We start from the raw sequence: 20,999 nt of genomic DNA, 5'->3' as shown, positions 1-20,999 counted from the left end.
GCAAACGGGGCGAATTAATCGCCCCGTTTTTTTTGCCTGCCTGCCCGACTCTCGCCACCTAAATCGTTGGCTGTACCAACATCTGACCCGCCGAGCCGCGGTCGGCCATTTCCAGCGTCTGGCTGTAATAGACGAACGGGAAATGTTCGGCTGAGGATTGCAGCATTGAGACAAATAACTCCACCGTGCCGTCGACCCAGACCGTATCTTTCCAGCCGCGATCTTCTGCCCAGGGCTGCGCGCCGTTGACGTTTTTAATCAGGAACTTCACGCCCTGAATATGGAATGACTGCGGCAGATCGGCATGGATAATCCAGCGCTCAAAGGTGCCCTGCTGCGCCTGCACGTCAATTCGCTCCATATCCCATAGCGCGCCATTGATGCCCGGCAGTGAATCACCGAGGCTGAATTCACGCGTGCGGCTGACCGACCCTTCAATCACCTCATCGGCCAGCAGGCGCATTGGCAGGTTATCGGTGACCAGCGGTAACAGCCCGGTCGGACGCAGCGTCAGCACCAGCGTCGAGGTCAGAATGCTGGAGGGTTCGAACAGGCCGCGCAAGCGGTCAACGATACCGGCTGCGGTGCCCGCGGTGATCGACACTTCGTCGCCCTGGCTCATATCCACCAGTACTTCACGGCGTTCGCCCGGTGCCAGCGACAGCTGCTTGACCGCCACCGGCGCAGGCAGGAATCCCTGATCGCTGGAAATCACGTTGAACGGGCGGTTGTCGCTCATTAACAGCTGATAACAGCGGGAGTTGGAGGCGTTAAGCAAGCGCAAACGCACCCAGCCGCGCGAGACATCGACATACGGATTCTGCACGCCGTTAACCAGCAGCGTGTCGCCGACAAAGCCACCGCTGGACGGCGGGTCATACTGCGGTGAACCAAAGTTATCCAGGCGCTTATCCTGGATAATCAGCGGGAAATCATCGACGCCGTAATGATTGGGGATCGGCAGCGCTTTGCTGACCTCATCTTCAATCAGCCACAGACCGGCCAGCCCGTTATAAACGTGAGGTGCCATGCGGTTTGGCGTGTTAGCGTGATACCAGCAGGCGGTGGCTGCCTGGCGGATCGGCAATACCGGCGCCCAGTCCACACCCGGTGACATCAGTCGTGGTGCGCCGCCCGCCAGTGCGCCAGGCACCTGCAGACCGCTGATGGTCATCGAGACGGGTTCATTCAGTCGGTTGCTGTAGATCAGCTTGACATCATCGCCGCTCCACACCCGCACCGTCGGCCCGAGGTAGAGGCCGTTAACGCCCCACACCTGAGCCTTATTGCCATCGCCGGTGAAGGACCAGTGGCTGCGTTGTAAGGTCAGAAAAATGGGCTGCCCACGGCGCGATTCCACCAGCGGCGGGACCGGCAATGCGGTGCCCGGCCCGGCGGCGAACGCATTAACAGGTAACGAGCCCGCGCACAGCGCGATACCCGAAGCCTGAATAAACTGACGTCGACTGAAAGACATAAAAACTCCGTAAACCAAAACGCAGTCCTTATGCCGGACTGCTATCCATCTTTTATGATTCTGGTCTTTGCTGTGTGAGGGTAAGCCAGCCCGCAGGCTGGCTGAAATTATCTTTTATCGGCGGCTTCGCGCGCGGCCACTTCTGCGTTCAACTCGTCAAGTTTCGCCATCATCAGTTCACGGCAGTGTGTCGCCAGCTTGCGCACCGACTGGTCGGCAAAGGCAGCCGTATCTACCGGTGGCAGCATTTCGATAATCACATGGCCGTTGTTCAGGCGGTTAAGCTTAATTTTATCGTGGGTGTTCGACACCACAATCGGGATGATCGGCACACCGGCGGCCATTGCCGCGTGAAACGCGCCGGTTTTAAACGGCAGCAGGCCACGACCACGGCTGCGGGTGCCTTCCGGGAACATCCAGAACGAGATTTTTTTCTTCTTGAACTGATCGACCAGCTCGCCAATGGTGCCGTGCGCCTTGGAGCGGTTATCACGGTCAATCAGCAGGTTACCGGTCAGCCAGTACAGCAGGCCAAAAAAGGGCACCCACAACAGCGTTTTCTTACCGACGGTCACCGTCGTTGGCTGCACAATCTTCGCCGCGGTGATCATATCGTAGTTATTTTGATGGTTGGCAATATAGATGGCGTTAGGGTAATTATCGGCGCCTTCTGGACGGCGGAGTTCGACTTTCAGGCCAAATACCGTCGAAAGTTTGCCAAAAAGATGGCCAAACGTGGCGACGTGACGCGGGTTTCTCGGGCTGAATAAGCACCAGATGCAGCCAAAGACACACACCAGGATTGAGTAAATCACCACGACAATAAAACGTAAAATTGAGAGCATCACATCCTCGTTATTGCTTTCAGACTCCCTTGAGTCGGCAGACGGTAACCTGACCTGTTACCGGGGCGAACGCCCTGCCTTCGGGGTACGGATAAAGTATATCCTGAAATCTTGAAATTGACTGCATTTCACCGGGTTAGCCAGGCTTTCGCCTGGCCAGCACGCAGTATACAGGGACCGTTACTCTTCGCTGTCAGCAACCGGTGCTCTGACCGGACCGTCAACTTCCACCCGATCGATACGCTGCAATCCACGTGGCAACAGCGTACCGCGACGCCCGCGCTCTGCGCGGAACTTCTGCAGATCGTCAGGCTTCAGCGTCAGCTTGCGTTTACCGACGTGCAGCGTCACCGAGGTTTGTGGTGTCAGCAGCAGCAGCCAGGCCAGATTATCTTCACCGGACGCCGCCTGCGCGGAAGGAATGGAGATAATTTTGTTGCCCTTGCCTTTCGACAGCTGCGGCAGATCGCCCACCGGGAACAGCAGCATCCGGCCCGCAGAGGTGATCGCTAACAGCAGATCGTCATCATGATGGATAGCCAGTGGCGTCATCACTTTGGCATTCTGCGGCAGCGTGAGCAGCGCTTTACCGGCGCGGTTACGGGAAACCAGATCGCTGAAGGTACAGACGAAGCCGTAGCCCGCGTTTGAGGCCATCAGCAGTTTCTGATCGTCGGCCTCCATCAGCACCTGCTCCATCACCGCGCCCGGCGGTGGCGTCAGCTTGCCGGTTAACGGCTCGCCCTGGCCACGCGCCGACGGCAGCGTAATCGGATCCAGCGCATAGCTGCGCCCGGTGGAGTCGACAAACACCACCGGCTGATTGCTCTTGCCACGGGCGGCGGCGCGATAGCTGTCACCGGCTTTGTAGCTCAGGCCACCCGGATCGATATCATGCCCTTTGGCACTGCGCACCCAGCCAGACTGCGACAGCACAATGGTCACCGGCTCTGACGGCACCAGTTCGCTTTCGCTGATGGCTTTCGCTTCTTCACGCTCACGCAGCGGTGAACGGCGATCGTCGCCATACAGGTCGCTGTCTGCCTGCAGTTCTTTCTTCAGCAGGGTATTCATTTTGCGCTCGGACGCCAGAATGCCCTGCAGCTGATCGCGCTCTTTCGCCAGCTCATCCTGCTCGCCGCGAATTTTCATCTCTTCCAGTTTGGCGAGATGACGTAATTTCAGTTCGAGGATCGCTTCAGCCTGCGTTTCGCTGATCTCAAAGCGCGACATCAGGACCGGCTTCGGCTCGTCCTCGGTACGAATGATGTGGATCACTTCGTCGATGTTGAGGAACGCCACCAGCAAACCTTCGAGGATATGCAGACGACGCAGCACTTTATCCAGACGGTGCTGCAAGCGGCGGCGCACGGTATCACGACGGTAGATCAGCCACTCGCTGAGGATCTCCAGCAGGTTTTTCACCGCCGGACGGTTGTTCAGGCCGATCATGTTCAGGTTGATGCGGTAGCTTTTTTCCAGATCGGTGGTGGCAAACAGGTGGTTCATCACCTGGTCCATATCCACCCGATTGGAGCGCGGCACAATCACCAGCCGCGTCGGGTTCTCGTGGTTGGATTCATCACGCAGATCCTCGACCATTGGCAGCTTTTTATTGCGCATCTGGGCAGCAATCTGCTCCAGTACGCGGGCACCGGAGACCTGATGCGGCAGCGCGGTGATCACCACGTCGCCATCTTCACGTTTCCACACCGCGCGCATGCGCACCGAGCCACGACCGCTCTGGTAAATTTTACGAATTTCGTTACGCGGCGTAATGATTTCGGCTTCGGTCGGATAGTCCGGCCCCTGCACGATATCCAGCAGCTCGTCGAGAGTGGTTTTTGGTGCGTCGATCAGCGCGATCGCCGCCTTCGCCACTTCGCGCAGGTTATGCGGAGGAATATCCGTTGCCATGCCCACCGCAATCCCGGTGGTGCCGTTCAGCAGGATATTCGGCAGCCGCGCAGGCAGCATTTTCGGCTCCTGCATGGTGCCGTCGAAGTTCGGGACATAGTCGACGGTGCCCTGCCCCAGCTCGCCCAGCAGCACTTCGGCATATTTCGACAGGCGGGATTCGGTGTAACGCATCGCGGCGAAGGACTTCGGATCGTCCGGCGCACCCCAGTTTCCCTGACCATCCACCAGCGGATAGCGGTAAGAGAACGGCTGCGCCATCAGCACCATCGCTTCATAACAGGCGCTGTCGCCGTGCGGATGGTATTTACCCAGCACGTCACCCACGGTACGGGCCGACTTTTTGAACTTGGCGCTGTTGTTCAGCCCCAGCTCTGACATCGCATAGACAATGCGGCGCTGTACGGGCTTCAGCCCGTCGCCAATATAGGGCAGCGCACGGTCCATGATGACGTACATGGAATAGTTGAGGTAGGCCTCTTCCGTAAACTTATGCAGGGCACGACGCTCTGCACCATCCTGCGTCAGGTCACTCATTACTCTTGATTCCTCACATCGCGGCGCTGTTGGCGCGCCACATCGGGGTCGTTTGGCGTGGATAGTACCTTATCCAGGCGGGGTCTGTCACAGGTAACCGTGGGGGCAAAGCGGATTCAGGCGGGGAAAGATTGCCCCGCCATCAGGTTTATTTTTTAACGGCCAGCCACTGGCTGACAACCTGCTGATATTCGCCGGTGGCATTGCTCAAATGCAGCCACTGGTCGACATACAGTTTCCAGCTCAGATCGTCACGCGGCAGCATGTAGGCTTTCTCGCCGTACTGCATCGGCTGCTCAGGATTGATGGCGCAGAGCTTGGGATAATGCTTCTGCTGGAACATCGCTTCCGAGGCATCGGTGATCATCACGTCGGCCTTTTTATCCACTAACTGCTGGAATATGGTGACGTTGTCGTGGAACAGCGTCAGGTTAGCCTGCGGCAGGTAAGCGTGGGCAAACGCCTCGTTGGTGCCACCCGCCGGTTCGATCAGCCGCACCGACGGCTTATTCAGCTGTTCAATGGTGCGGTACTTCTTCTTATCGGCACAGCGCACCAGCGGGATCTTGCCATCGGTACCCAGCGGGGTAGCAAACCAGGCGGTTTGCTGGCGCTTCAGGGTGACCGACACGCCGCCCAGGGCGATATCGCACTGCTTGGCGATAAAATCTGGCGTTAAGGTTTTCCAGGTTGTGGGCACCCACTTCACTTCCGCGCCGAGATTTTTAGCCAGTGACTGCGCCATCGCGATATCAATACCTTCATATTGCCCGTCAGCGCGCAGGAAGGTGTACGGCTTGTAATCGCCGGTGGTGCAAACCGTCAGGACTTTGCTTTGCAGCACGCGGTCCAGATGTGACTGAGCACTGGCGCCGCCTGCAACCAGCAATAACGCGGCAACCCCGCTTTTAATGCGCATTTTTTTTATCATTGTTGTCTGTCTCATGGTAACTGTGCCGAAATCCTACCTTGTGAAGCGCCATTATTGCTCAAAAAGCAAAAGTGTTGTGATCAAACACACATTTTTCTCTGCGGTTCTCGCGCGTAGACTGGCCGTAATGTCATGAACTGGAGAACAAAGAGCATGAGCAAGATTTTAATTATTGATGCAGGAAAAGCCTTCGCCCATTCAAAAGGCGAGCTGAACCACACGATGACCGAAGTGGCCGCTACCTTTTTACGCGATGCCGGCCATCAGGTCGACGTCACCGTGGTTGACGACGGGTATGTGGTAGCCGATGAAGTGCAGAAATATCTTGATGCAGATACCGTGATTTACCAGATGCCAGGTTGGTGGATGGGCGAGCCGTGGATCCTGAAAAAATACATTGATGAAGTCTTTACCGAAGGCCACGGTTCGCTATACGCCAGCGATGGCCGTACCCGCTCCGACGCGGCGAAAAAATACGGCTCCGGCGGGCTGATTCAGGGCACCAAATATATGCTGTCCCTGACCTGGAATGCGCCGCTACAGGCCTTTACCGATCCCGAGCAGTTCTTCGAAGGCGTCGGCGTCGATGGCCTGTACCTGCACTTCCATAAGGCCAATCAGTTCCTCGGCATGGAAGGTTTACCGACCTTTATTTGTAACGATGTGATTAAACAGCCGGACATTGCCGCAGATATTGCACGCTATCGGACTCATCTGAGCGAAATCTTTGCTTAACTAGTCAGACGACAATCCCAAAAAAGGAACGACTATGCTCACCGTGATCGCTGAAATTTGCGTAAAGCCAGGCCGCCGTACGGCCGTTTTACAGGCTATTGAGAACGTAACGCCAACAGTGTTGGAGGAAGCGGGCTGCGGAAGCTATCAGGCGCTGACTGACTATAAAGCGCAGGTTCCCTGGAAGCAGCATTCGCCGGATTCCATCTTTATGGTCGAGCACTGGGATTCTCTGCGCCATCTGGAGCAGCATCAGCAGGCTGCCCATATGGAACAGCATCGCACCAACATCAAAGCCGATGTGGTGGATGTGAAGATTTTCGTGCTGGAAGCGGCTAAGTAACCTGCCTGAAATACTTCGCCCGGATGAGCTGGCCTCTCCGGGCGATTTTTTTTAACCCTGTCGGTATTCGCTGTATTTTCGCTGCGTGGCAATATGGTCAGCGATATACTTCGCGTCGTGCCAGACACCCCAAATAAACGTCGAGCCCCGGCGCGATAACCACGGTAATCCTAAGAAATAGACCCCCGCTTCACTGGATACACCACGTTGGTGTTTCGGCTTATTCTTTTCATCAAAGGCATCCACCTGCAGCCAGCTGTAATCCGTGGTATAGCCGGTCGCCCAGATAATTGAGGTAATTCCCGCCTCTTCAAGATCCAGCTGTAATATAGGATGGGTCACGCATTCAGGGTTTTCCAGGAACTGTCGCGCTTGCGGCTCTTCCGGCAGATCCAGACCGTTACGGACAACATAGGCGTCCGCCGCATCCAGCAGCGAGAGATAGTTTTCATCACCACGGGAAATATTCTCTGCCAGATCGGGCTGGAAGGTCACCTTGCCATTGCGGAACGCTTTTGTCAGGCCCACCAACGTGACGCCCTGATGCGCCAGTGCGCGGAAATCAACGGTATGACCGCCGCGTGCGCCGCTCACGGCAATGGTCACATGCTCTTTGCCTGGCTGGCTGGCGGAGGCGTCCCACAAGCCCAGCACGCCCAACCACCAGCAGAAATCGCGGTTACGGTAAGCACGCGGCGGACGGTCATGTGCCCCCACGGAAAGGTACACCGCTTTGCCTGCGCGCTGCAGCTCGTCCGCGATCTGCACACCGGACGATCCCGCGCCGACCACCAGCACCGCGCCTTCAGGCAGCTGCTGCGGGTTGTAATAGGCCGCAGAATGGATCTGATGCACGCTGTCATCATTTGGCGCGATCGCCGGGATCACCGGACGCTGGAATGGCCCGGTGGCGGCAACAATATGCCGCGCTTCAATGATCCCTTCCGACGTTTCCACCGTGAAGCCCGCGCGTCCGACGTTGCGTTCAACGCGTTTCACTTCAACGCCGGTGCGGATTGGCGCGTTAAATTTCTCGGCATAGGCCGCAAAATAGTCGGCAACGCCCTCTTTCGGCACGAAGCCGTCGGCATCAATACCGGGAAATTCCATGCCGGGGAAACGATCGTGCCAGGCAGGACCATTGGCAACCAGCGAGTCCCAGCGTCCGCTGCGCCAGGCTTCGGCAATACGTTTTTTTTCCAATACCAGATGGGCAATGCCCAATTTAGTCAGATGTTCGCTCATGGCAACACCGGCTTGCCCGGCGCCAATAACCAGGGTATCTGTCACGGTTTTTTCAACCATCATCACTGCATCCTTAAAGTAGTTTTCTGTTGCGGACGGATTACGCCGGGAGTAACAGACTTTGCTGAACATCCCAACCCAGCGAAACCCGATCGCCAATTCGGTTGCCGGACAGGCCATTGCTGCGCACCACGAACCGTGCGCCCTCAGCCAGTGCCACCACCAGACGGGTTTCTGAGCCGGCATAAATACGCTCACAGATTTCGCCGTGCAGCTGGCCGCTGCCGGCCTGCAAAATACGTAAATGTTCTGGGCGGATCACCAGCGAAGCGTTGCCCTGTTTGGTCGGGGATTCCGGCAGCGCGAATGAGCCCTGTTTGGTCACCAGCTGGCCGCCCTGAATATCCCCTTGCAAAATATTGGAGAGGCCAATAAATCCGGCCACAAAGGTCGACTGCGGGCGTTCATAGATGCCTTCTGGCGTGTCGATCTGCACGATCCGCCCTTCATTCATCAGACAGATGCGATCTGAAAGCGCCAGCGCCTCTTCCTGATCGTGGGTGACAAAGATGATCGTGGCGCCTGACTCACGGTGGATCCGGCGGATCTCCATCTGCATGGCTTCACGCAGTTGGCGATCGAGCGCGCCCAGCGGTTCATCCATCAGGATGATCCCCGGCTGGTATACCAGGCAGCGTGCCAGGGCGACACGTTGCTGCTGACCGCCAGACAGGGCCCGCGGAAAACGCTGCGCCGCATGGCCCAGCTCAACCATTTCCAGCGCGGCTTTGACCTTGCGGGCCACTTCCGCCGCCGGCAGTTGACGCATCCGCAGCGGAAACCCGACGTTCTCTTCGATGGTCAGATGTGGAAAGAGCGCATAGTTCTGAAACACCACGCCGATATCGCGTTTGTGAACCGGCGTCCAGGTTTCATCTTTTCCGTCGATCAATAACCGGCCCGAGGTCGGTTCGGTCAGGCCACTGATGATCTGCAATAAGGTGGTTTTACCGGAGCCGGAGGAGCCAAGCAGGGTTAACAGCTCCCCTTTGTTTACCGTTAAATCCAGATCCTGCAATACCTTGGTTTGCCCGTAGTATTTGGCGATCTGTTCCACTTTCAACTTAACAGAGGACATGCTTATTCTCCTTGCAGCGCATCGGCTTTACGACGCGAGCGTTCAGCAATAATGAACAACAGCGTAACCACGGACAGGATAATCACCGAGGCGGCAGCCAGCGTTGGCGTAACGGACAGCAGCACGTCATCCCACATCTGTTTAGGCAGCGTCTGCTTCACGCCGCCGCCGACAAACAGGGCAACCGTCAGCTCTTCAAACGAGTTGAGGAAACCAAAGATAAACGCCGCCACCAGGCTGCTTTTGATTAACGGTAAGGTGATTTCCCGCAGCGTCCGCCAGCGGCTGGCACCCAGCGTGCCCGCTGCCTGATCCAGCCGCCAGTCATAGCCTTTGAAGGTGGTGAGGATAATGATAAACACCACCGGAATGGCCATCACCGTATGCCCCAGAATGATGCCAAGGTCAGACCCAATCAGCCCCAGGGTGGCAAACAGATAGAACAGGGAAACGGCGGTCACAATGTTGGGAATGATCATTGGCAGCAGGAAGGTCATCACCACCAGGCTGCCCGATTTGCCCTGATGTTTTGCCAGGCCAAAGGCCGCGGCACCTGAAATCAGCACCGAGAAGATGCCGGTGACCAGCGCGATGCCAAAGGAACGTATCGTGGCCCCGGTCCAGATGGGTGATTCCAGATAGGTTTCCATCCAGCGCAACGAATAACCCGGCGGTGGAAATTGCAGGAAGCTGGAGCTGCTGAAGGCCATCGGCAGGAAGGACACCACCGGTGAAACCAGCACCAGCATCACCAGGATACTGAACAGTGGCAGCAGCCAGCCGAAGCCGGGACGCCCAGGGATCACCGCCAGCCCTGTGGCCAGCCCGTCACATACCCGCGCCAGCACAGCGGTAATCGCATAGCCCACCCGTCGGATCAGCTTGCCGCTGGCATGGCTTTCGCCACCTGAAATCGCCGACATGCCGAACAGCTTGTCATAGCAAAAACAGACAATCAGCGTGGTCACCAGCAGCATCATCGCCACCGCGCCGGCCAGTCGCCAGTTGAGCAGCTGTTGCACCTGGGTGATCAGCAGCTGGCCAATCACCGAATCCTGCGGGCTGCCGAGTAATGCCGGCGTAATAAAGAACCCCAGTGAACCGATAAAGATCAGCAAACAGGCCGCGACCACTCCAGGCATGGAGAGCGGGAAAAAGATCCGCCAGAAGCTTTGCGCCTTTGACGCCCCGAGCGTGTGACCGGCCTTCATCAACCCGTTATCAATGCCGGTCATGGTCGGCAGCATGGTGATAATCGCCAGCGGCAACATGCTGTGCGCCATGGCAAATACCACCACGCCGCGGGTATAGAGCACATTCAGCGGCTGATCGGCACCCAGCGACAGCAGGATTTCCGAGAGAATGCCACGGCGGGAAAGCAGCACCAGCCACGCAAAGTTTTTCAACAGGGCGCTGGTCCAGAATGGCAGTAAAATCAGCCACATTAAGCGACGCCGGACGGTTTCCGTGCGCTGTGAAAGCCAGTACGCTACCGGGTAGCCAATAACCAGGCAGACCACGGTGGTTTGCAGCGCGATGGTGAAGGTATTCAGCATCACCTTCACGTAGATCCCGGCCCCAAACATCTGGCTCCAGACCGCCAGTGAGAATCCGCCGTCGCCATCCTGAAAGCTGAGTAACATCAGTTTCAGCGTCGGCCAGGCGAGGAACAGGGCCAAAAAGAGTAGTCCTGGCGCCGTCAGCCACAGGGGATGCCAGCGTCGGGATTGACCAGGTGGCGATTTTTTCACGCCAGATGTTGCGAGTTCTGCCAAAGACTTGTCCTCCAACAGGTTGGGTGGCGCGATTGCGCCACCGCCTGAATTAACTCATTACCCACTTCTCAAAACGCTCGGTCAGCGCCACCTGATTGTCGCCCCAATAGTCCGCGCTCATCTCCGCCAGGCCCTGGATATGATCCGGCGCGGTCGGCAGCAATGCCGCCTTCTTCTTGTCGATAAAGTCGTAGGCTTTAATATTGGTCGGTCCGCAGGCCAGGTCGTTGGTGTACATCGACTGGCGTTGGGCATCCATACAGAACTGAATGAACTTGCGGGCGGCGTCGAGCTTCGGGCTGCCATGCGGAATGGTGAAGCCATCAATGTTGTACAGTCCCTGGCCCCAACCGATTGACGCTGGCGTACCGGCATCAATCGCCGTTTGCGCGCGGGTGCTCCAGATACTCATCAAATCCAGCTCGCCGCTTTGCAACATTTGCGTAGCCTGCGCCCCGCTGGTCCACCAGACGTCGATGCTGCTGCGGATTTTATCCAGGCTGCGGAACGCGCGATCCACATCCAACGGATAGAGTTTTTTCGGATCAACGCCGTCTGCCATCAACGCCAGCTCAAGGGTGCAGACCGGGCTGCGCCACAGTCCACGACGGCCCTTGAATTTGGCGGTGTCCCAGAAATCCGTCCAGTTGGTGGGTGCCGCTTTACCGGCAAAGCTGTCGGTACGGTAGCCGAGTGCCAGCGCATAGATGCTGACGCCACCGAACTGCGGGGTGATCGAGCCTTTAACGTAGTTTTCCGGGTCCGGCACCTGAATATGCAGATCTTCCAGATAGGGTTTCGGCATCTTGTTCAGACGCACCAAATGCTCCGGATTGAGCAACGCCACGTCGAACAGATAGTTTTTGGTATCGACCATCATCTGGAACTGAGGAACCGGATCCGGCCCCAGGACGGTATTAATAATTTTGATGCCGGTGGCTTCTTCAAACGGCTTATAGAAGGCTTTGCCGAAGCCCGCGCCATACGGGCCGCCCACATCCGCCACCGTCAGGGTGGTGACTTCCGCCGCGCGTGCCGGACGGCTGATAATCATCGGCGCAACGGCGGCGGTGACCGCCGCTCCCATGCCGAGTTTGAGTGCATCACGACGCGAATACCCTTTGTTCTCTTTCATTCTGATTCCCCTGCTGCATAGCAAAATGGTGTGAATGGCCGACCCAAAAGCCGCTGTTTTTTTACTGTGTTTCTCGTTCGATGATGGCCCGATTGACCGTAACGATCAGTTGTTCAATATCGGCCTCCGCAAAGCGCTGACGGAACCGGCGATCAAAGGTGGTGAAAATGCTGAAGAACGAGTTTTTGCAGTGCTCAAGCATGCGGTCAGCATCGGGCGCGCTGACGGAGAGTTGGGCCTGCAGGAATCGGGTGAAGGCTTCACGGGCGACCGGGTTTTCCAGCACAAATATCGGCTGGGTATCGCGCGAAATCAGGCGGTAACGCGCCACGTCGCTGAGGCATTTCACCTCAGCCTGCAACGGGAATTCGCGGGAGTTTGGCCCAACGCTCAGCGTTATCTGCCCCTCTTCCAGGATCCACTGCTGACGGCCGGTATCGTAGTAACGCAGGTCATCGGCGGAGACGGCCAGCGTGATGCGGCGCGCTTCACCTGGCTGAAGGTCGACCTTACTGAATGCCCGCAATTCCTGCACCGCACGGGCGCGCTTCGAGGTGTCGTAATGGCTGTAAAGTTGACAGATTTCTTTGCCGGCGCGTGTGCTGGTGTTTTTCAGCGTGAAGCTGACGTTGACGGTGTCATCCTCGCGTAAGCTCTGCACATCCAGCGCGATGTCGCTGTAGGTAAACTGGCTGTAGCTCAGGCCGAAACCAAACGGGAACAGCGGTTCCACTTTACGGATGTCATACCAGCGATAGCCGACAAAGATGCCTTCGCTGTAATAATGACGGCCGTTTTCGCCAGGGTAGCTGTGCCAGCCCGGGATATCGTCAATACGCTGCGGGAAGGTAACGGTCAGCTTGCCGCACGGGTTTACCGCACCAAACAGCACGTCGGCCACGCCGCCGCCCATCGCCTGACCGGCATAGAAGGTTTCAACCACGGCACTCACCCGGTCCAGCCACGGCATTACCACGGCATCCGGGTTCGCCAGCACCACGATCACCCGATCGTTGACCGCCGCCAGCGCGCTAATCAATGCATCGTGACCGTGCTGCAAGCCGAGCGTGCGGCGGTCGGAACCTTCGCCGTCATAACCGTCTTCGCTGTTAACAAACACCACGACATAGTCGGCTGACTGTGCAGCCGTGCAGGCCTCAGCGCGTAATGCCTGCTCATCAGTGAACTCGTCACCGGCTCCCTGACACCAGTTCACAGCAATGGTGTCGCCGCAATAACGGAGGATTTCGTCGTAAGGGATATCGACGCGAGTCGGGGTGGTGGTGGCGCAACCGGAACCCTGAATAACCGGTTTTTTCGCACCTTCACCGACAATCAGCAGCTGGCGGCAGCGTGTGGCTTCCAGCGGCAGCGTCTGATTTTCGTTTTTCAGCAGGACAATTGATTCGGCCACCATCTTACGGGCCAGCGCATGATGCGCATCGACATCAACCTGCGTCTCAGGACGTTCTGCGGATTTGGCCCGGTGCACCAGGCTCAGGATCCGCTCCGCGCTGCGCTCGGCCTCTTCACGCGGCACCTCACCGGATTTGATCGCGTTGATCAGACTGGCCTTGCGCGTCTCGCTTTCTGGCATATCCAGATCGTTACCCGCCAGTAACGACGCCGGACGATCTTTGATGCCGTGCCAGTCCGCGACCACGACGCCTTCAAAGCCCCATTCAGACCGCAACACATCGTTCAGCAACCAGCTATTTTCGGCAGTATGTACGCCATTCAGGCGGTTATAAGAACTCATTACCGTCCACGGCTGCGACTGCTTAACCGCACGTTCAAAGCCGCGCAGATAGATTTCACGCAGCGCACGTTCCTCGACAATTGAGTCCATGCTGGTACGCTCAACTTCGGAGTTATTACAGGCAAAATGCTTCAGCGACGCGCCAACGCCGCGCTGCTGTAACCCGTTGATCACCCCGGTAGCAATTTCTCCGCTGATCAACGGATCTTCGGAATAGTATTCATAGCTGCGGCCACCCAGCGGCGTGCGGCGGATGTTAATCCCTGGCCCCAGCAGCAGGTTTACGCCAAGCCGCTGGCACTCTTTGCCGAGCGCATCGCCCAGCGTTGCCGCCAGCTCAACGTCCCAGCTACAGGCAAAGCTGGAGCCATTAGGGAAGCAGGTGGCAGGCCGCATGGTGCCCCAGGCCACCTCCACATCTTTTGCGCGCTGGTTGACCACGTTCAGGAAGGCTTCAAAGTCCTGGCCGCCCTTCTCGTCCTGCTCAATTTGCTGGATTGAGTAGCGCACACCGTAGGTGCCGTCGGTCATGATCATATGCGGGATGCCGAGCCGGACGTTGGCTTCGGTCTTCCACATGCCATGTCCGCTGAGAATGTCGCCCAGCTCTTCGGGCGTCATCGCTTTCGCCAGAGATAAAAATTCCCCTTGCTGAATGAATGCAGTGCTCATGCCTTAATATTCCTGTCATGGAGGCGTGGCTGACGACGCCACAGAATTCGCTGGCATTCACTATGTACTGAGGCGAAACAAGGAGGAAAGTAGTAATTTGTTTGCCACTAAACTTAAAAAAACTAGGTCAGTATTTATTCTGCATAAAAAAACTATTTATCCGCTGAATTCGGTTCAGACGGGCAGAAATAAACGCTCACTGCCCTAAAATGGCGCTAATTAATCGACGCTGATGCAGCCGTTGCACGAAATAAGAGCAGGCAGGCCGGTGAATAATAAATAATCCTTCGCCAACCTCTTTTTTTCTGTGGCACAAATATTGCTTTGATGAGTCTGCCTCGCTTTTTTGTTTTCAAAGAAAGCGCTGACATAACTAAATACTCATCAGAGAGAACACCTGCACATGGCTCATTTCACCCTCAAACAGCTCAAATATTTTATAACCGTGGTGGAACATCGCAGTATTGCCGAGGCGTCGCGCCATCTGCACATTGCCCAACCGTCCATTTCAACGGCGATTAAAAGTCTGGAGGAGAGTTTCGAACAGCAATTATTTATCCGTCATCATGCGCAAGGGGTGTCGCTAACGCCGAGTGGACGTCGCTTCTATGAAAAGGCCGCTGAGTTAATGAGAATGTCCCGGCAGTTTGAGCAGAATGCCCGTGCAGACAATGACCTGGTCGCGGGAACGCTGTCGGTCGGCTGTTTTGAAACCGCGGCACCGCTGTATATGCCCAAGCTGATCGCCGGTTTTAAGAAGCTTTATCCCAATATCGAAGTGCAGATTTACGATGGCGAGCAGCATGAGCTGACCGACGGTCTGCATCGTGGGCGCTTTGATATGGCCATTCTGTATCGTCATGAACTGGACAGCAGCATCCATGCCGAGCAGCTGAAAGCCCCGCAAAAACCCTATGCGCTGTTGCCTGCCGATCATCCGCTGGCCTTACGCAGCAGCGTGAGCCTGGAAGAGCTGAGCCATGAGCCGATGATCCTGCTGGACGTGGTGCCAAGCCGGAACTATTTCCTCGATATCTTTAAGCAGAAAGGCCTGTCGCCAAACGTGGCGTTCAGCTCACCGTCGATTGAAATGGTGCGTTGTATGGTCGGTCAGGGCTTTGGTTTTTCGCTGCTGGTGACCCGGCCATTCCCGGACTTTACCTATGATGGCAAGCGCGTGAAGCGCGTGACCATCCGCGATGAGATGGAAGGATCGTGCCTGGTGATGGCGCACTTACGCCACGCAGAACCGACGCGCCCGACGCAACTGTTTATGGAATATTGTCGCGCGCAGGAGCTGACGCCAGAACATCTCAGCGCAGCCGAGCTGCTCTCGCAGTCCGTGGCGTAAATTATTCCCGCATCGACTGGCACAGCCGCTGCAGGAAGCGGTCGCACTCTGCCAGCTGGTCGAGGCGAATAAACTCATCGGCCTTGTGTCCCTGGGCCATATCACCCGGCCCACAGACTACCGTCGGGATCCCCATCTGCTGGAACAGCCCGCCTTCGGTGCCAAACGCCACGGTACACAGGCTGTCCGGCGGCGGCAGAAGGTGCAGAACCGCCGCCAGCGCGTCGCTGCTCTCGCTCTGTAAACCGGGATAATGGCTGAGCGGACTGAAGGTGATGCGACAGTCTGGCGAGACCCGCTGCATTTCCGGCAGCAGATGCTGTTGGCACTCGCTTTCGATTTCGTCCACCAGCGACTGCGCATCGACGCCAGGCAGCGTGCGGATCTCAAAATCGAACTGGCAGTGTGCCGGCACAATATTCAACGCCTCACCGCCCCGGATCACCCCGGTTTGCAGGGTTGAAAACGGCGGATCGAAGGCCAGGTTTTGCTGTGTTTTTAATTTTTCCGCCAGCGCCATAAGCTGCTGAATGATCCGCACCGCGTACTCGATAGCATTCACTCCCTGCGGCGTATAGGCGGAATGACCCGCCAGGCCAGTCACCTCACAGCGCAACGCGATTTTGCCTTTATGCCCAAGGATCGGCCGCATGTTGGTCGGCTCACCGACGATGCAGGCTGCCGGCAGTACCGGCACCCTGGCCAGATGCGCCAGAAGGGCCGGCACACCTTTGCAGCCCACCTCTTCATCATGGCTGAATGCCAGCCACACCGGCAGACGCAACGGCTGAGCAACCAGCTGCGGGACCAGCGCTAATACCGCAGCCAGCCAACTCTTCATGTCGGCCGTGCCGCGACCGTACAGACAGCCATCGGCTTCACGCAGCTGGAAAGGATCGCTTTGCCACTGCTGCCCGTCCACCGGCACCACATCGGTATGCCCGGAGAGCACGATGCCAGCGCGTTCCTGCGGACCAATCACCGCCAGCAGATTAGCTTTTTCCCCGCTGGCATCGGTCAAAAGCTGGCTGCTGACGCCATAGCCGGACAGGTAATCCTGCACCCAGACCATCAGCGCCAGATTGCTGTTGCGGCTGACGGTATCAAAGGCGATCAGCTCCGCCAGCAGCTCGCGGGTGGTCAGATTATTCATCGCCCGGCACGCCGTAACGGGGTGCAGCGGCAGGATTGATCGCGCGCGTCAGATAGGCTTCACTTTGCGGCTGCCACAGCTGCCAGATCCGCGCCAGCTCGCCAATGGCATCCTCTTCAAACCAGTCCACCCGCAGATCGGTCAGCGGCCAGCTTTCACTGCTGACCACCTTCATCCCCGCCGAATAGATCGGCCCGGCTTCGCCACCGGCCTTCAGCCCGGCCTGCAAGGAGGCAATCAGGCGATCGCCCAGCGACTGGCCCGGATCGGCACAAAACTGGCGGACCATCGCCTCAATCACCTCGCGATCTGCCAACATATTGCCAGCGGCCACACAGTTCAGCCCCTGCCGGTGATGATTGATGCCCAGCGTTTTCTGGCCAGAAAAAACCGCGCTGTCACCCCTGCCGTCCAGCACCGTCACCTGCCGCCAGTCGGCGTAAGGTTCGGCATCCATCACCGCTTTCAACGCCACGTCGGCCGTTTCCCCCTGCGCCAGCCGGGCAAGAATTCTCGGCCCCAGGGCCGGTAAGGTAATGTTCTGGCTGGACACCGCGCCCACGCCGCTCATCACCCACGGGCAGCGTGCGGCAACGGCCAGGCTGGATGAGCTGAGTGCAATACCATACTGCCCGCTGCGCGGGCAAAAACCGGCGATGGAAAAGGTCATGTTATGCCTCCGGGATCACGGCGATGACATCAATTTCCACCAGCCACTGCGGCTGGGCCAGTGCTGAAACCACCAGACCGGTAGAGATTGGGAAAACGCCCTTCAGCCACTCGCCCACCACCAGATATACCGGCTCACGGTAGCGCGGATCGATAATGTAGGTCGTGGTTTTGACGATATGGCTGAGATCGCTGCCCGCTTCTTCCAGCAGCTGTTTGATATTTTTCATTGCCTGCCCGGCTTGTAGGCCGGCATCACCGAGCCCAACCAGATTGCCATCGAAATCCGTCCCGACCTGCCCGCGCACATACACCGTATTGCCGGCACGCACCGCCTGACAAAGATCGTTATTCAGCGCCTGATTAGGATAGGTGTCTTTCGTGTTAAACATGCGGATACGGGTATGGGTTGGTTGACTCATGGTCGGTTCCTTCAGTAGCCAATAATGAACCGAGCCAGCAGCATCGCGCGAAAATTTTCGCGCATTGGACCGGCTCAGAATATCCGTCCATTCTTGGTGATTGCCGGAGAGAAAATAAATAAGGATTTTTATCTTCCGGCAATAACTAAAAACTGGCCTCTCGCAGACGCGTTTTTTTAATGCCAAAGGATAAAAAAATACGCATTTATTTTTGACGCTGGCCGTGAACATACTTAAAGCTAGTTAATTAAGGAGCTGGCTATGTCCGCCACTGTTAAAGAAGTGCCGCTTATTACCCGGGAAGCCTTTATTAGCGCGATGGAAAGCTGTGTCACCGGCGTGCACATTGTGGCCACTGACGGGCCAGCCGGCAGAGAGGGAGCAACTCTCAGCGGTATGACGGCCATTTCAACCGAGCCAGGGCTGTTGATGATCTGCCTTAACCGCACCAGTTCACTGTGCAGCGCCATAGAAGAAAATCGTGGTTTCAGTGTTAATGTACTGGCCGAAGGGCAAAAAATGGCCGCACACGCGTTTTCAACATTTGCGCAGGGTGAGCCGCAATTTGCCGACTCCCACTGGACCATCAGTCCGGAGGGAACGCCGCTGCTGCAGGGCGCCATTGCCAGTTTTGATTGCCGGTTGCATCAGCAGTTGGCGGTGAATGATAAGGTGTTACTGGTTGGCGAAGTCAGCGCGGTGTATCGCCATTACGGCGTGCCGCTGGCACGACAGGCGCGCCAGTATGTGCTGATCCAACGCGATCAATACTGACAGCGGATCGATGTTGTCCTGAAAGGCGGCAAAATTTCGGCATAGCGGAACCACAGAGTGAGGAACGATGAGAACCATCATTTTTGATACTGACATTGGCGTAGATGACGCCTTTGCGCTGGCTTACGCTGCCAAAACGCAGACCATTCTCGGCATTACCACCGTCTTCGGTAATGTGCCGGTCGATCAGGCAGTGAAAAATGCAAGGCTGTTTTCACAGCATATTGGGCTGAATGTGCCGATCTTCCGTGGCTGCTCCCGACCACTTGCCCTGTCGCCGATGGTCAACAGTACTACCGTGCACGGCGGAGATGGCCTGGGCGATGTGCTGACAAATCCGTTTGACGGCCAGGCCGACAATGCCATCAGCTTTATCATCGACAGCGTGAAAGCCCATCCGGGAGAGATCACCCTGGTGGCTATCGGTCCGCTGACCAACATTGCGACCGCGATCAATCTGGCGCCAGAGATTATTCCGCTGGTCAAAGAACTGGTGATTATGGGCGGTGCTTTTGGCACCAACGGGCACGCCGGGAACGTAACGCCGCACAGCGAATTCAATATCTGGAAGGATCCGCATGCTGCCGATCAGGTTTTCGCCTCAGCATTGCCGTTGGTGATCCTGCCGCTGGATGTGACGCATGAAGTGCTGATCACCGGCGAGGAGATCCGCGCGCTGAACGTACCGGTGCTGACCAGCATCTCCAAAGGCTATCTGAAATACAGCCTTGAGCGCGAAGGGTTTGAAGGTATGGCATTGCATGACACGCTGACCCTGTCCTGGCTCAGTCACCCCGAGCTGTTTACCACGGTCAATGCCCCGATCAGAGTGGTCACAGAAGGGATCACCCTTGGGCAGACGGTGCGGAAAACCACGGAGCTGGCCTCACGGTTTAACCCGTATCAGCACTGCCGCGCGCAGACCCTGTGTCTGGAAGTGGACGCCGAAAAGGTGAAACAGGCTTTTCTCAGCTGTTTACGGCAGTCGGCGCAGCGTTGAGGTCGACGGCTTCGGTTTAAAGCAAAGGCTTGCTGGCGATCTGCTCGCTAAGAAAATCCAGGAAGCAGCTGATCCGCACCGATAAGGTGGTGTTGCGGTAGTAGACCGCGTGGATCGGGTGATGCATCTCGCGCGTCAGGTCATCCAGCACGGTAACCAGCCTGCCGCTGGCGCGATCCTCGCGACTGAGAAAATCGGAGATGCGCACGATCCCCTGCCCGTAAACCGCCAGCTGCCTGAGCGTTTCCCCACTGGAAGCCGACATCGTCGGTTTGATTTGCAGCGGCTCTCCTTCACTCTTCCACACCGGCCAGACGTTATGACGATCTAACTGGCTGAAGCCCAGCAAACGGTGATCGTCCAGATCCTCCACGCGGGTTGGCACGCCATATTTCGCCAGATAGTCCGGGCTGGCCACCAGCCGCAACCGGCTGCTGCCTAATGCCCTGGCATGAATACTGGAATCCCTGAGTTCACCAATCCGGATGGCGATATCGGTCTGCTGCTCCAGCAGATCGATCACCAGATCGTCGGTATTCAGTTCAAGCTGGATCAATGGATAGCGCGCGGTGAATTCGTCCAGTAACGGCACGATCACATGCAGCATAAACGGCGTGGCGGCATTCACCCGCAAGCGGCCAGAAGGGATTTCACGACGCTGAGCAATCTGCTCCTCGGCGGTTTCGACCGAACGCAGGATCTCCCGCGCGTGCTCCAGAAATATCTGGCCCTCTTCGGTCAGGGCGATGCGTCGGGTGGTACGGTGCAATAAGGTGGTCTGCAGCTTCTTTTCCAGCCTGCTCAACGCACGGCTGATGCCGGAAGTGGTCTGGCTCAGCTGCTCGGCGGCAGCGGTGATCGAACCGGTATCGACAACCACGACCCAGGCCCGCAGTTCTTCAAGCGTGATTTTCAAGGATGGCCTTAGCGAAAGTGAGGACCGGCTGAGTATATCCCAGAAACTGCGAAGGTATTTTCACTAATTTGCTGCGTGATGCTGGCATGACAATGCTGCTGCTCTGCCGGCAGCATAAAAGGAAGCAAGGTCAAAACAATAAGAATAACTGATTAACCTTCCCTATCATGACAATCAAACTAACACGTTAGTAACAGATTCAACC

General features: G+C 57.0%; 18 protein-coding genes. 5 read left to right on the top strand and 13 right to left on the bottom strand.

All coding sequences use genetic code 11. The features are described 5' to 3' along the window. Positions 1–58: 58 nt before the first annotated feature. From ftsP to AC0IXH_RS21565, 4 genes are all read right to left on the bottom strand, one after another. Positions 59–1,477 (bottom strand): cell division protein FtsP, encoded by a 1,419-nt coding sequence (gene ftsP / locus AC0IXH_RS21580; protein ID WP_346567157.1) that lies wholly within the window; start codon positions 1,475–1,477, stop codon positions 59–61. Between the two features lie 107 nt (positions 1,478–1,584). Then, entirely contained in the window at positions 1,585–2,322 is a 738-nt protein-coding gene (locus AC0IXH_RS21575) for a 1-acylglycerol-3-phosphate O-acyltransferase (RefSeq protein WP_013203845.1), read from the bottom strand. 180 nt (positions 2,323–2,502) lie between these two features. Then, a complete protein-coding gene (gene parC, locus AC0IXH_RS21570) occupies positions 2,503–4,776 on the bottom strand; it encodes a DNA topoisomerase IV subunit A (RefSeq protein WP_013203846.1) in 2,274 nt (757 codons plus the stop codon). A gap of 148 nt (positions 4,777–4,924) precedes the next feature. Further along, the gene (locus AC0IXH_RS21565) at positions 4,925–5,695 is read right to left on the bottom strand and encodes a transporter substrate-binding domain-containing protein (protein WP_471720981.1); all 771 of its coding nucleotides are present in this window, start codon (positions 5,693–5,695) and stop codon (positions 4,925–4,927) included. 165 nt (positions 5,696–5,860) lie between these two features. On the opposite strand from AC0IXH_RS21565, the gene AC0IXH_RS21560 reads away from it, so the two are divergent. Beyond that, the gene (locus AC0IXH_RS21560; protein WP_105760224.1) at positions 5,861–6,442 is read left to right on the top strand and encodes an NAD(P)H-dependent oxidoreductase; all 582 of its coding nucleotides are present in this window, start codon (positions 5,861–5,863) and stop codon (positions 6,440–6,442) included. A gap of 34 nt (positions 6,443–6,476) precedes the next feature. Then, the gene (locus AC0IXH_RS21555) at positions 6,477–6,785 is read left to right on the top strand and encodes a putative quinol monooxygenase (protein WP_013203849.1); all 309 of its coding nucleotides are present in this window, start codon (positions 6,477–6,479) and stop codon (positions 6,783–6,785) included. Between the two features lie 51 nt (positions 6,786–6,836). On the opposite strand, the gene AC0IXH_RS21550 is transcribed toward AC0IXH_RS21555, so the two are convergent. The 5 genes from AC0IXH_RS21550 to AC0IXH_RS21530 all read right to left on the bottom strand — a co-directional run bounded on the left by AC0IXH_RS21550 (position 6,837) and on the right by AC0IXH_RS21530 (position 14,509). Beyond that, positions 6,837–8,093, bottom strand: a complete 1,257-nt coding sequence (locus AC0IXH_RS21550) for a flavin-containing monooxygenase (protein WP_013203850.1) — start codon at positions 8,091–8,093, stop codon at positions 6,837–6,839. Between the two features lie 37 nt (positions 8,094–8,130). Further along, positions 8,131–9,168, bottom strand: coding sequence for an ABC transporter ATP-binding protein (locus AC0IXH_RS21545; protein ID WP_346595842.1), 1,038 nt, complete (start codon positions 9,166–9,168; stop codon positions 8,131–8,133). A gap of 2 nt (positions 9,169–9,170) precedes the next feature. Further along, a complete protein-coding gene (locus tag AC0IXH_RS21540; protein ID WP_041692128.1) occupies positions 9,171–10,943 on the bottom strand; it encodes an ABC transporter permease subunit in 1,773 nt (590 codons plus the stop codon). 49 nt (positions 10,944–10,992) lie between these two features. Continuing rightward, on the bottom strand, positions 10,993–12,078 hold the full coding sequence (locus tag AC0IXH_RS21535; protein ID WP_346567161.1) for an ABC transporter substrate-binding protein: 1,086 nt from the start codon (positions 12,076–12,078) through the stop codon (positions 10,993–10,995). A gap of 61 nt (positions 12,079–12,139) precedes the next feature. After that, positions 12,140–14,509: a glycoside hydrolase family 3 C-terminal domain-containing protein gene (locus AC0IXH_RS21530; protein ID WP_346567162.1), complete on the bottom strand. Its 2,370-nt coding sequence runs from the start codon at positions 14,507–14,509 to the stop codon at positions 12,140–12,142. A gap of 403 nt (positions 14,510–14,912) precedes the next feature. Between AC0IXH_RS21530 and AC0IXH_RS21525 the strand changes: the two genes are divergently transcribed. Beyond that, positions 14,913–15,860: a LysR family transcriptional regulator gene (locus AC0IXH_RS21525; protein ID WP_013203856.1), complete on the top strand. Its 948-nt coding sequence runs from the start codon at positions 14,913–14,915 to the stop codon at positions 15,858–15,860. A 1-nt stretch (position 15,861) separates the two neighbouring features. Here AC0IXH_RS21525 and argE read toward each other — a convergent pair whose 3' ends face one another. The 3 genes from argE to AC0IXH_RS21510 are packed head-to-tail and all read right to left on the bottom strand — an operon-like array spanning position 15,862 to position 18,104. Next, positions 15,862–17,013, bottom strand: a complete 1,152-nt coding sequence (argE, locus tag AC0IXH_RS21520) for an acetylornithine deacetylase (protein ID WP_471720980.1) — start codon at positions 17,011–17,013, stop codon at positions 15,862–15,864. Further along, positions 17,006–17,683: a DUF1028 domain-containing protein gene (locus tag AC0IXH_RS21515; RefSeq protein WP_346567164.1), complete on the bottom strand. Its 678-nt coding sequence runs from the start codon at positions 17,681–17,683 to the stop codon at positions 17,006–17,008. The genes argE and AC0IXH_RS21515 overlap by 8 nt, the downstream gene beginning before the upstream one ends. 1 nt (position 17,684) lies before the next feature. Then, positions 17,685–18,104 (bottom strand): RidA family protein, encoded by a 420-nt coding sequence (locus AC0IXH_RS21510; protein WP_053144822.1) that lies wholly within the window; start codon positions 18,102–18,104, stop codon positions 17,685–17,687. Positions 18,105–18,365: 261 nt separating this feature from the next. Here AC0IXH_RS21510 and AC0IXH_RS21505 point away from each other — a divergent pair, with 261 nt between their 5' ends. Both AC0IXH_RS21505 and AC0IXH_RS21500 read left to right on the top strand, forming a co-directional pair. Continuing rightward, the gene (locus tag AC0IXH_RS21505) at positions 18,366–18,878 is read left to right on the top strand and encodes a flavin reductase family protein (protein ID WP_471720979.1); all 513 of its coding nucleotides are present in this window, start codon (positions 18,366–18,368) and stop codon (positions 18,876–18,878) included. Between the two features lie 67 nt (positions 18,879–18,945). Beyond that, positions 18,946–19,878: a nucleoside hydrolase gene (locus AC0IXH_RS21500; protein WP_471720978.1), complete on the top strand. Its 933-nt coding sequence runs from the start codon at positions 18,946–18,948 to the stop codon at positions 19,876–19,878. Between the two features lie 16 nt (positions 19,879–19,894). On the opposite strand, the gene AC0IXH_RS21495 is transcribed toward AC0IXH_RS21500, so the two are convergent. Further along, positions 19,895–20,794 (bottom strand): LysR family transcriptional regulator, encoded by a 900-nt coding sequence (locus AC0IXH_RS21495; RefSeq protein ID WP_013203863.1) that lies wholly within the window; start codon positions 20,792–20,794, stop codon positions 19,895–19,897. Positions 20,795–20,999: the final 205 nt, after the last annotated feature.

The organism is Erwinia sp. AC075, from assembly GCF_979253995.1.
This window is presented reverse-complemented; position numbering and strand designations above follow the sequence as displayed.

Coding starts and splice junctions, on each gene's coding strand:
- ftsP (WP_346567157.1), bottom strand. CDS start 1,477: ATGTCTTTCAGTCGACGTCAGTTTATTCAGGCTTCGGGTATCGCGCTG.
- AC0IXH_RS21575 (WP_013203845.1), bottom strand. CDS start 2,322: ATGCTCTCAATTTTACGTTTTATTGTCGTGGTGATTTACTCAATCCTG.
- parC (WP_013203846.1), bottom strand. CDS start 4,776: ATGAGTGACCTGACGCAGGATGGTGCAGAGCGTCGTGCCCTGCATAAG.
- AC0IXH_RS21565 (WP_471720981.1), bottom strand. CDS start 5,695: ATGCGCATTAAAAGCGGGGTTGCCGCGTTATTGCTGGTTGCAGGCGGC.
- AC0IXH_RS21560 (WP_105760224.1), top strand. CDS start 5,861: ATGAGCAAGATTTTAATTATTGATGCAGGAAAAGCCTTCGCCCATTCA.
- AC0IXH_RS21555 (WP_013203849.1), top strand. CDS start 6,477: ATGCTCACCGTGATCGCTGAAATTTGCGTAAAGCCAGGCCGCCGTACG.
- AC0IXH_RS21550 (WP_013203850.1), bottom strand. CDS start 8,093: ATGATGGTTGAAAAAACCGTGACAGATACCCTGGTTATTGGCGCCGGG.
- AC0IXH_RS21545 (WP_346595842.1), bottom strand. CDS start 9,168: ATGTCCTCTGTTAAGTTGAAAGTGGAACAGATCGCCAAATACTACGGG.
- AC0IXH_RS21535 (WP_346567161.1), bottom strand. CDS start 12,078: ATGAAAGAGAACAAAGGGTATTCGCGTCGTGATGCACTCAAACTCGGC.
- AC0IXH_RS21530 (WP_346567162.1), bottom strand. CDS start 14,509: ATGAGCACTGCATTCATTCAGCAAGGGGAATTTTTATCTCTGGCGAAA.
- AC0IXH_RS21525 (WP_013203856.1), top strand. CDS start 14,913: ATGGCTCATTTCACCCTCAAACAGCTCAAATATTTTATAACCGTGGTG.
- argE (WP_471720980.1), bottom strand. CDS start 17,013: ATGAATAATCTGACCACCCGCGAGCTGCTGGCGGAGCTGATCGCCTTT.
- AC0IXH_RS21515 (WP_346567164.1), bottom strand. CDS start 17,683: ATGACCTTTTCCATCGCCGGTTTTTGCCCGCGCAGCGGGCAGTATGGT.
- AC0IXH_RS21510 (WP_053144822.1), bottom strand. CDS start 18,104: ATGAGTCAACCAACCCATACCCGTATCCGCATGTTTAACACGAAAGAC.
- AC0IXH_RS21505 (WP_471720979.1), top strand. CDS start 18,366: ATGTCCGCCACTGTTAAAGAAGTGCCGCTTATTACCCGGGAAGCCTTT.
- AC0IXH_RS21500 (WP_471720978.1), top strand. CDS start 18,946: ATGAGAACCATCATTTTTGATACTGACATTGGCGTAGATGACGCCTTT.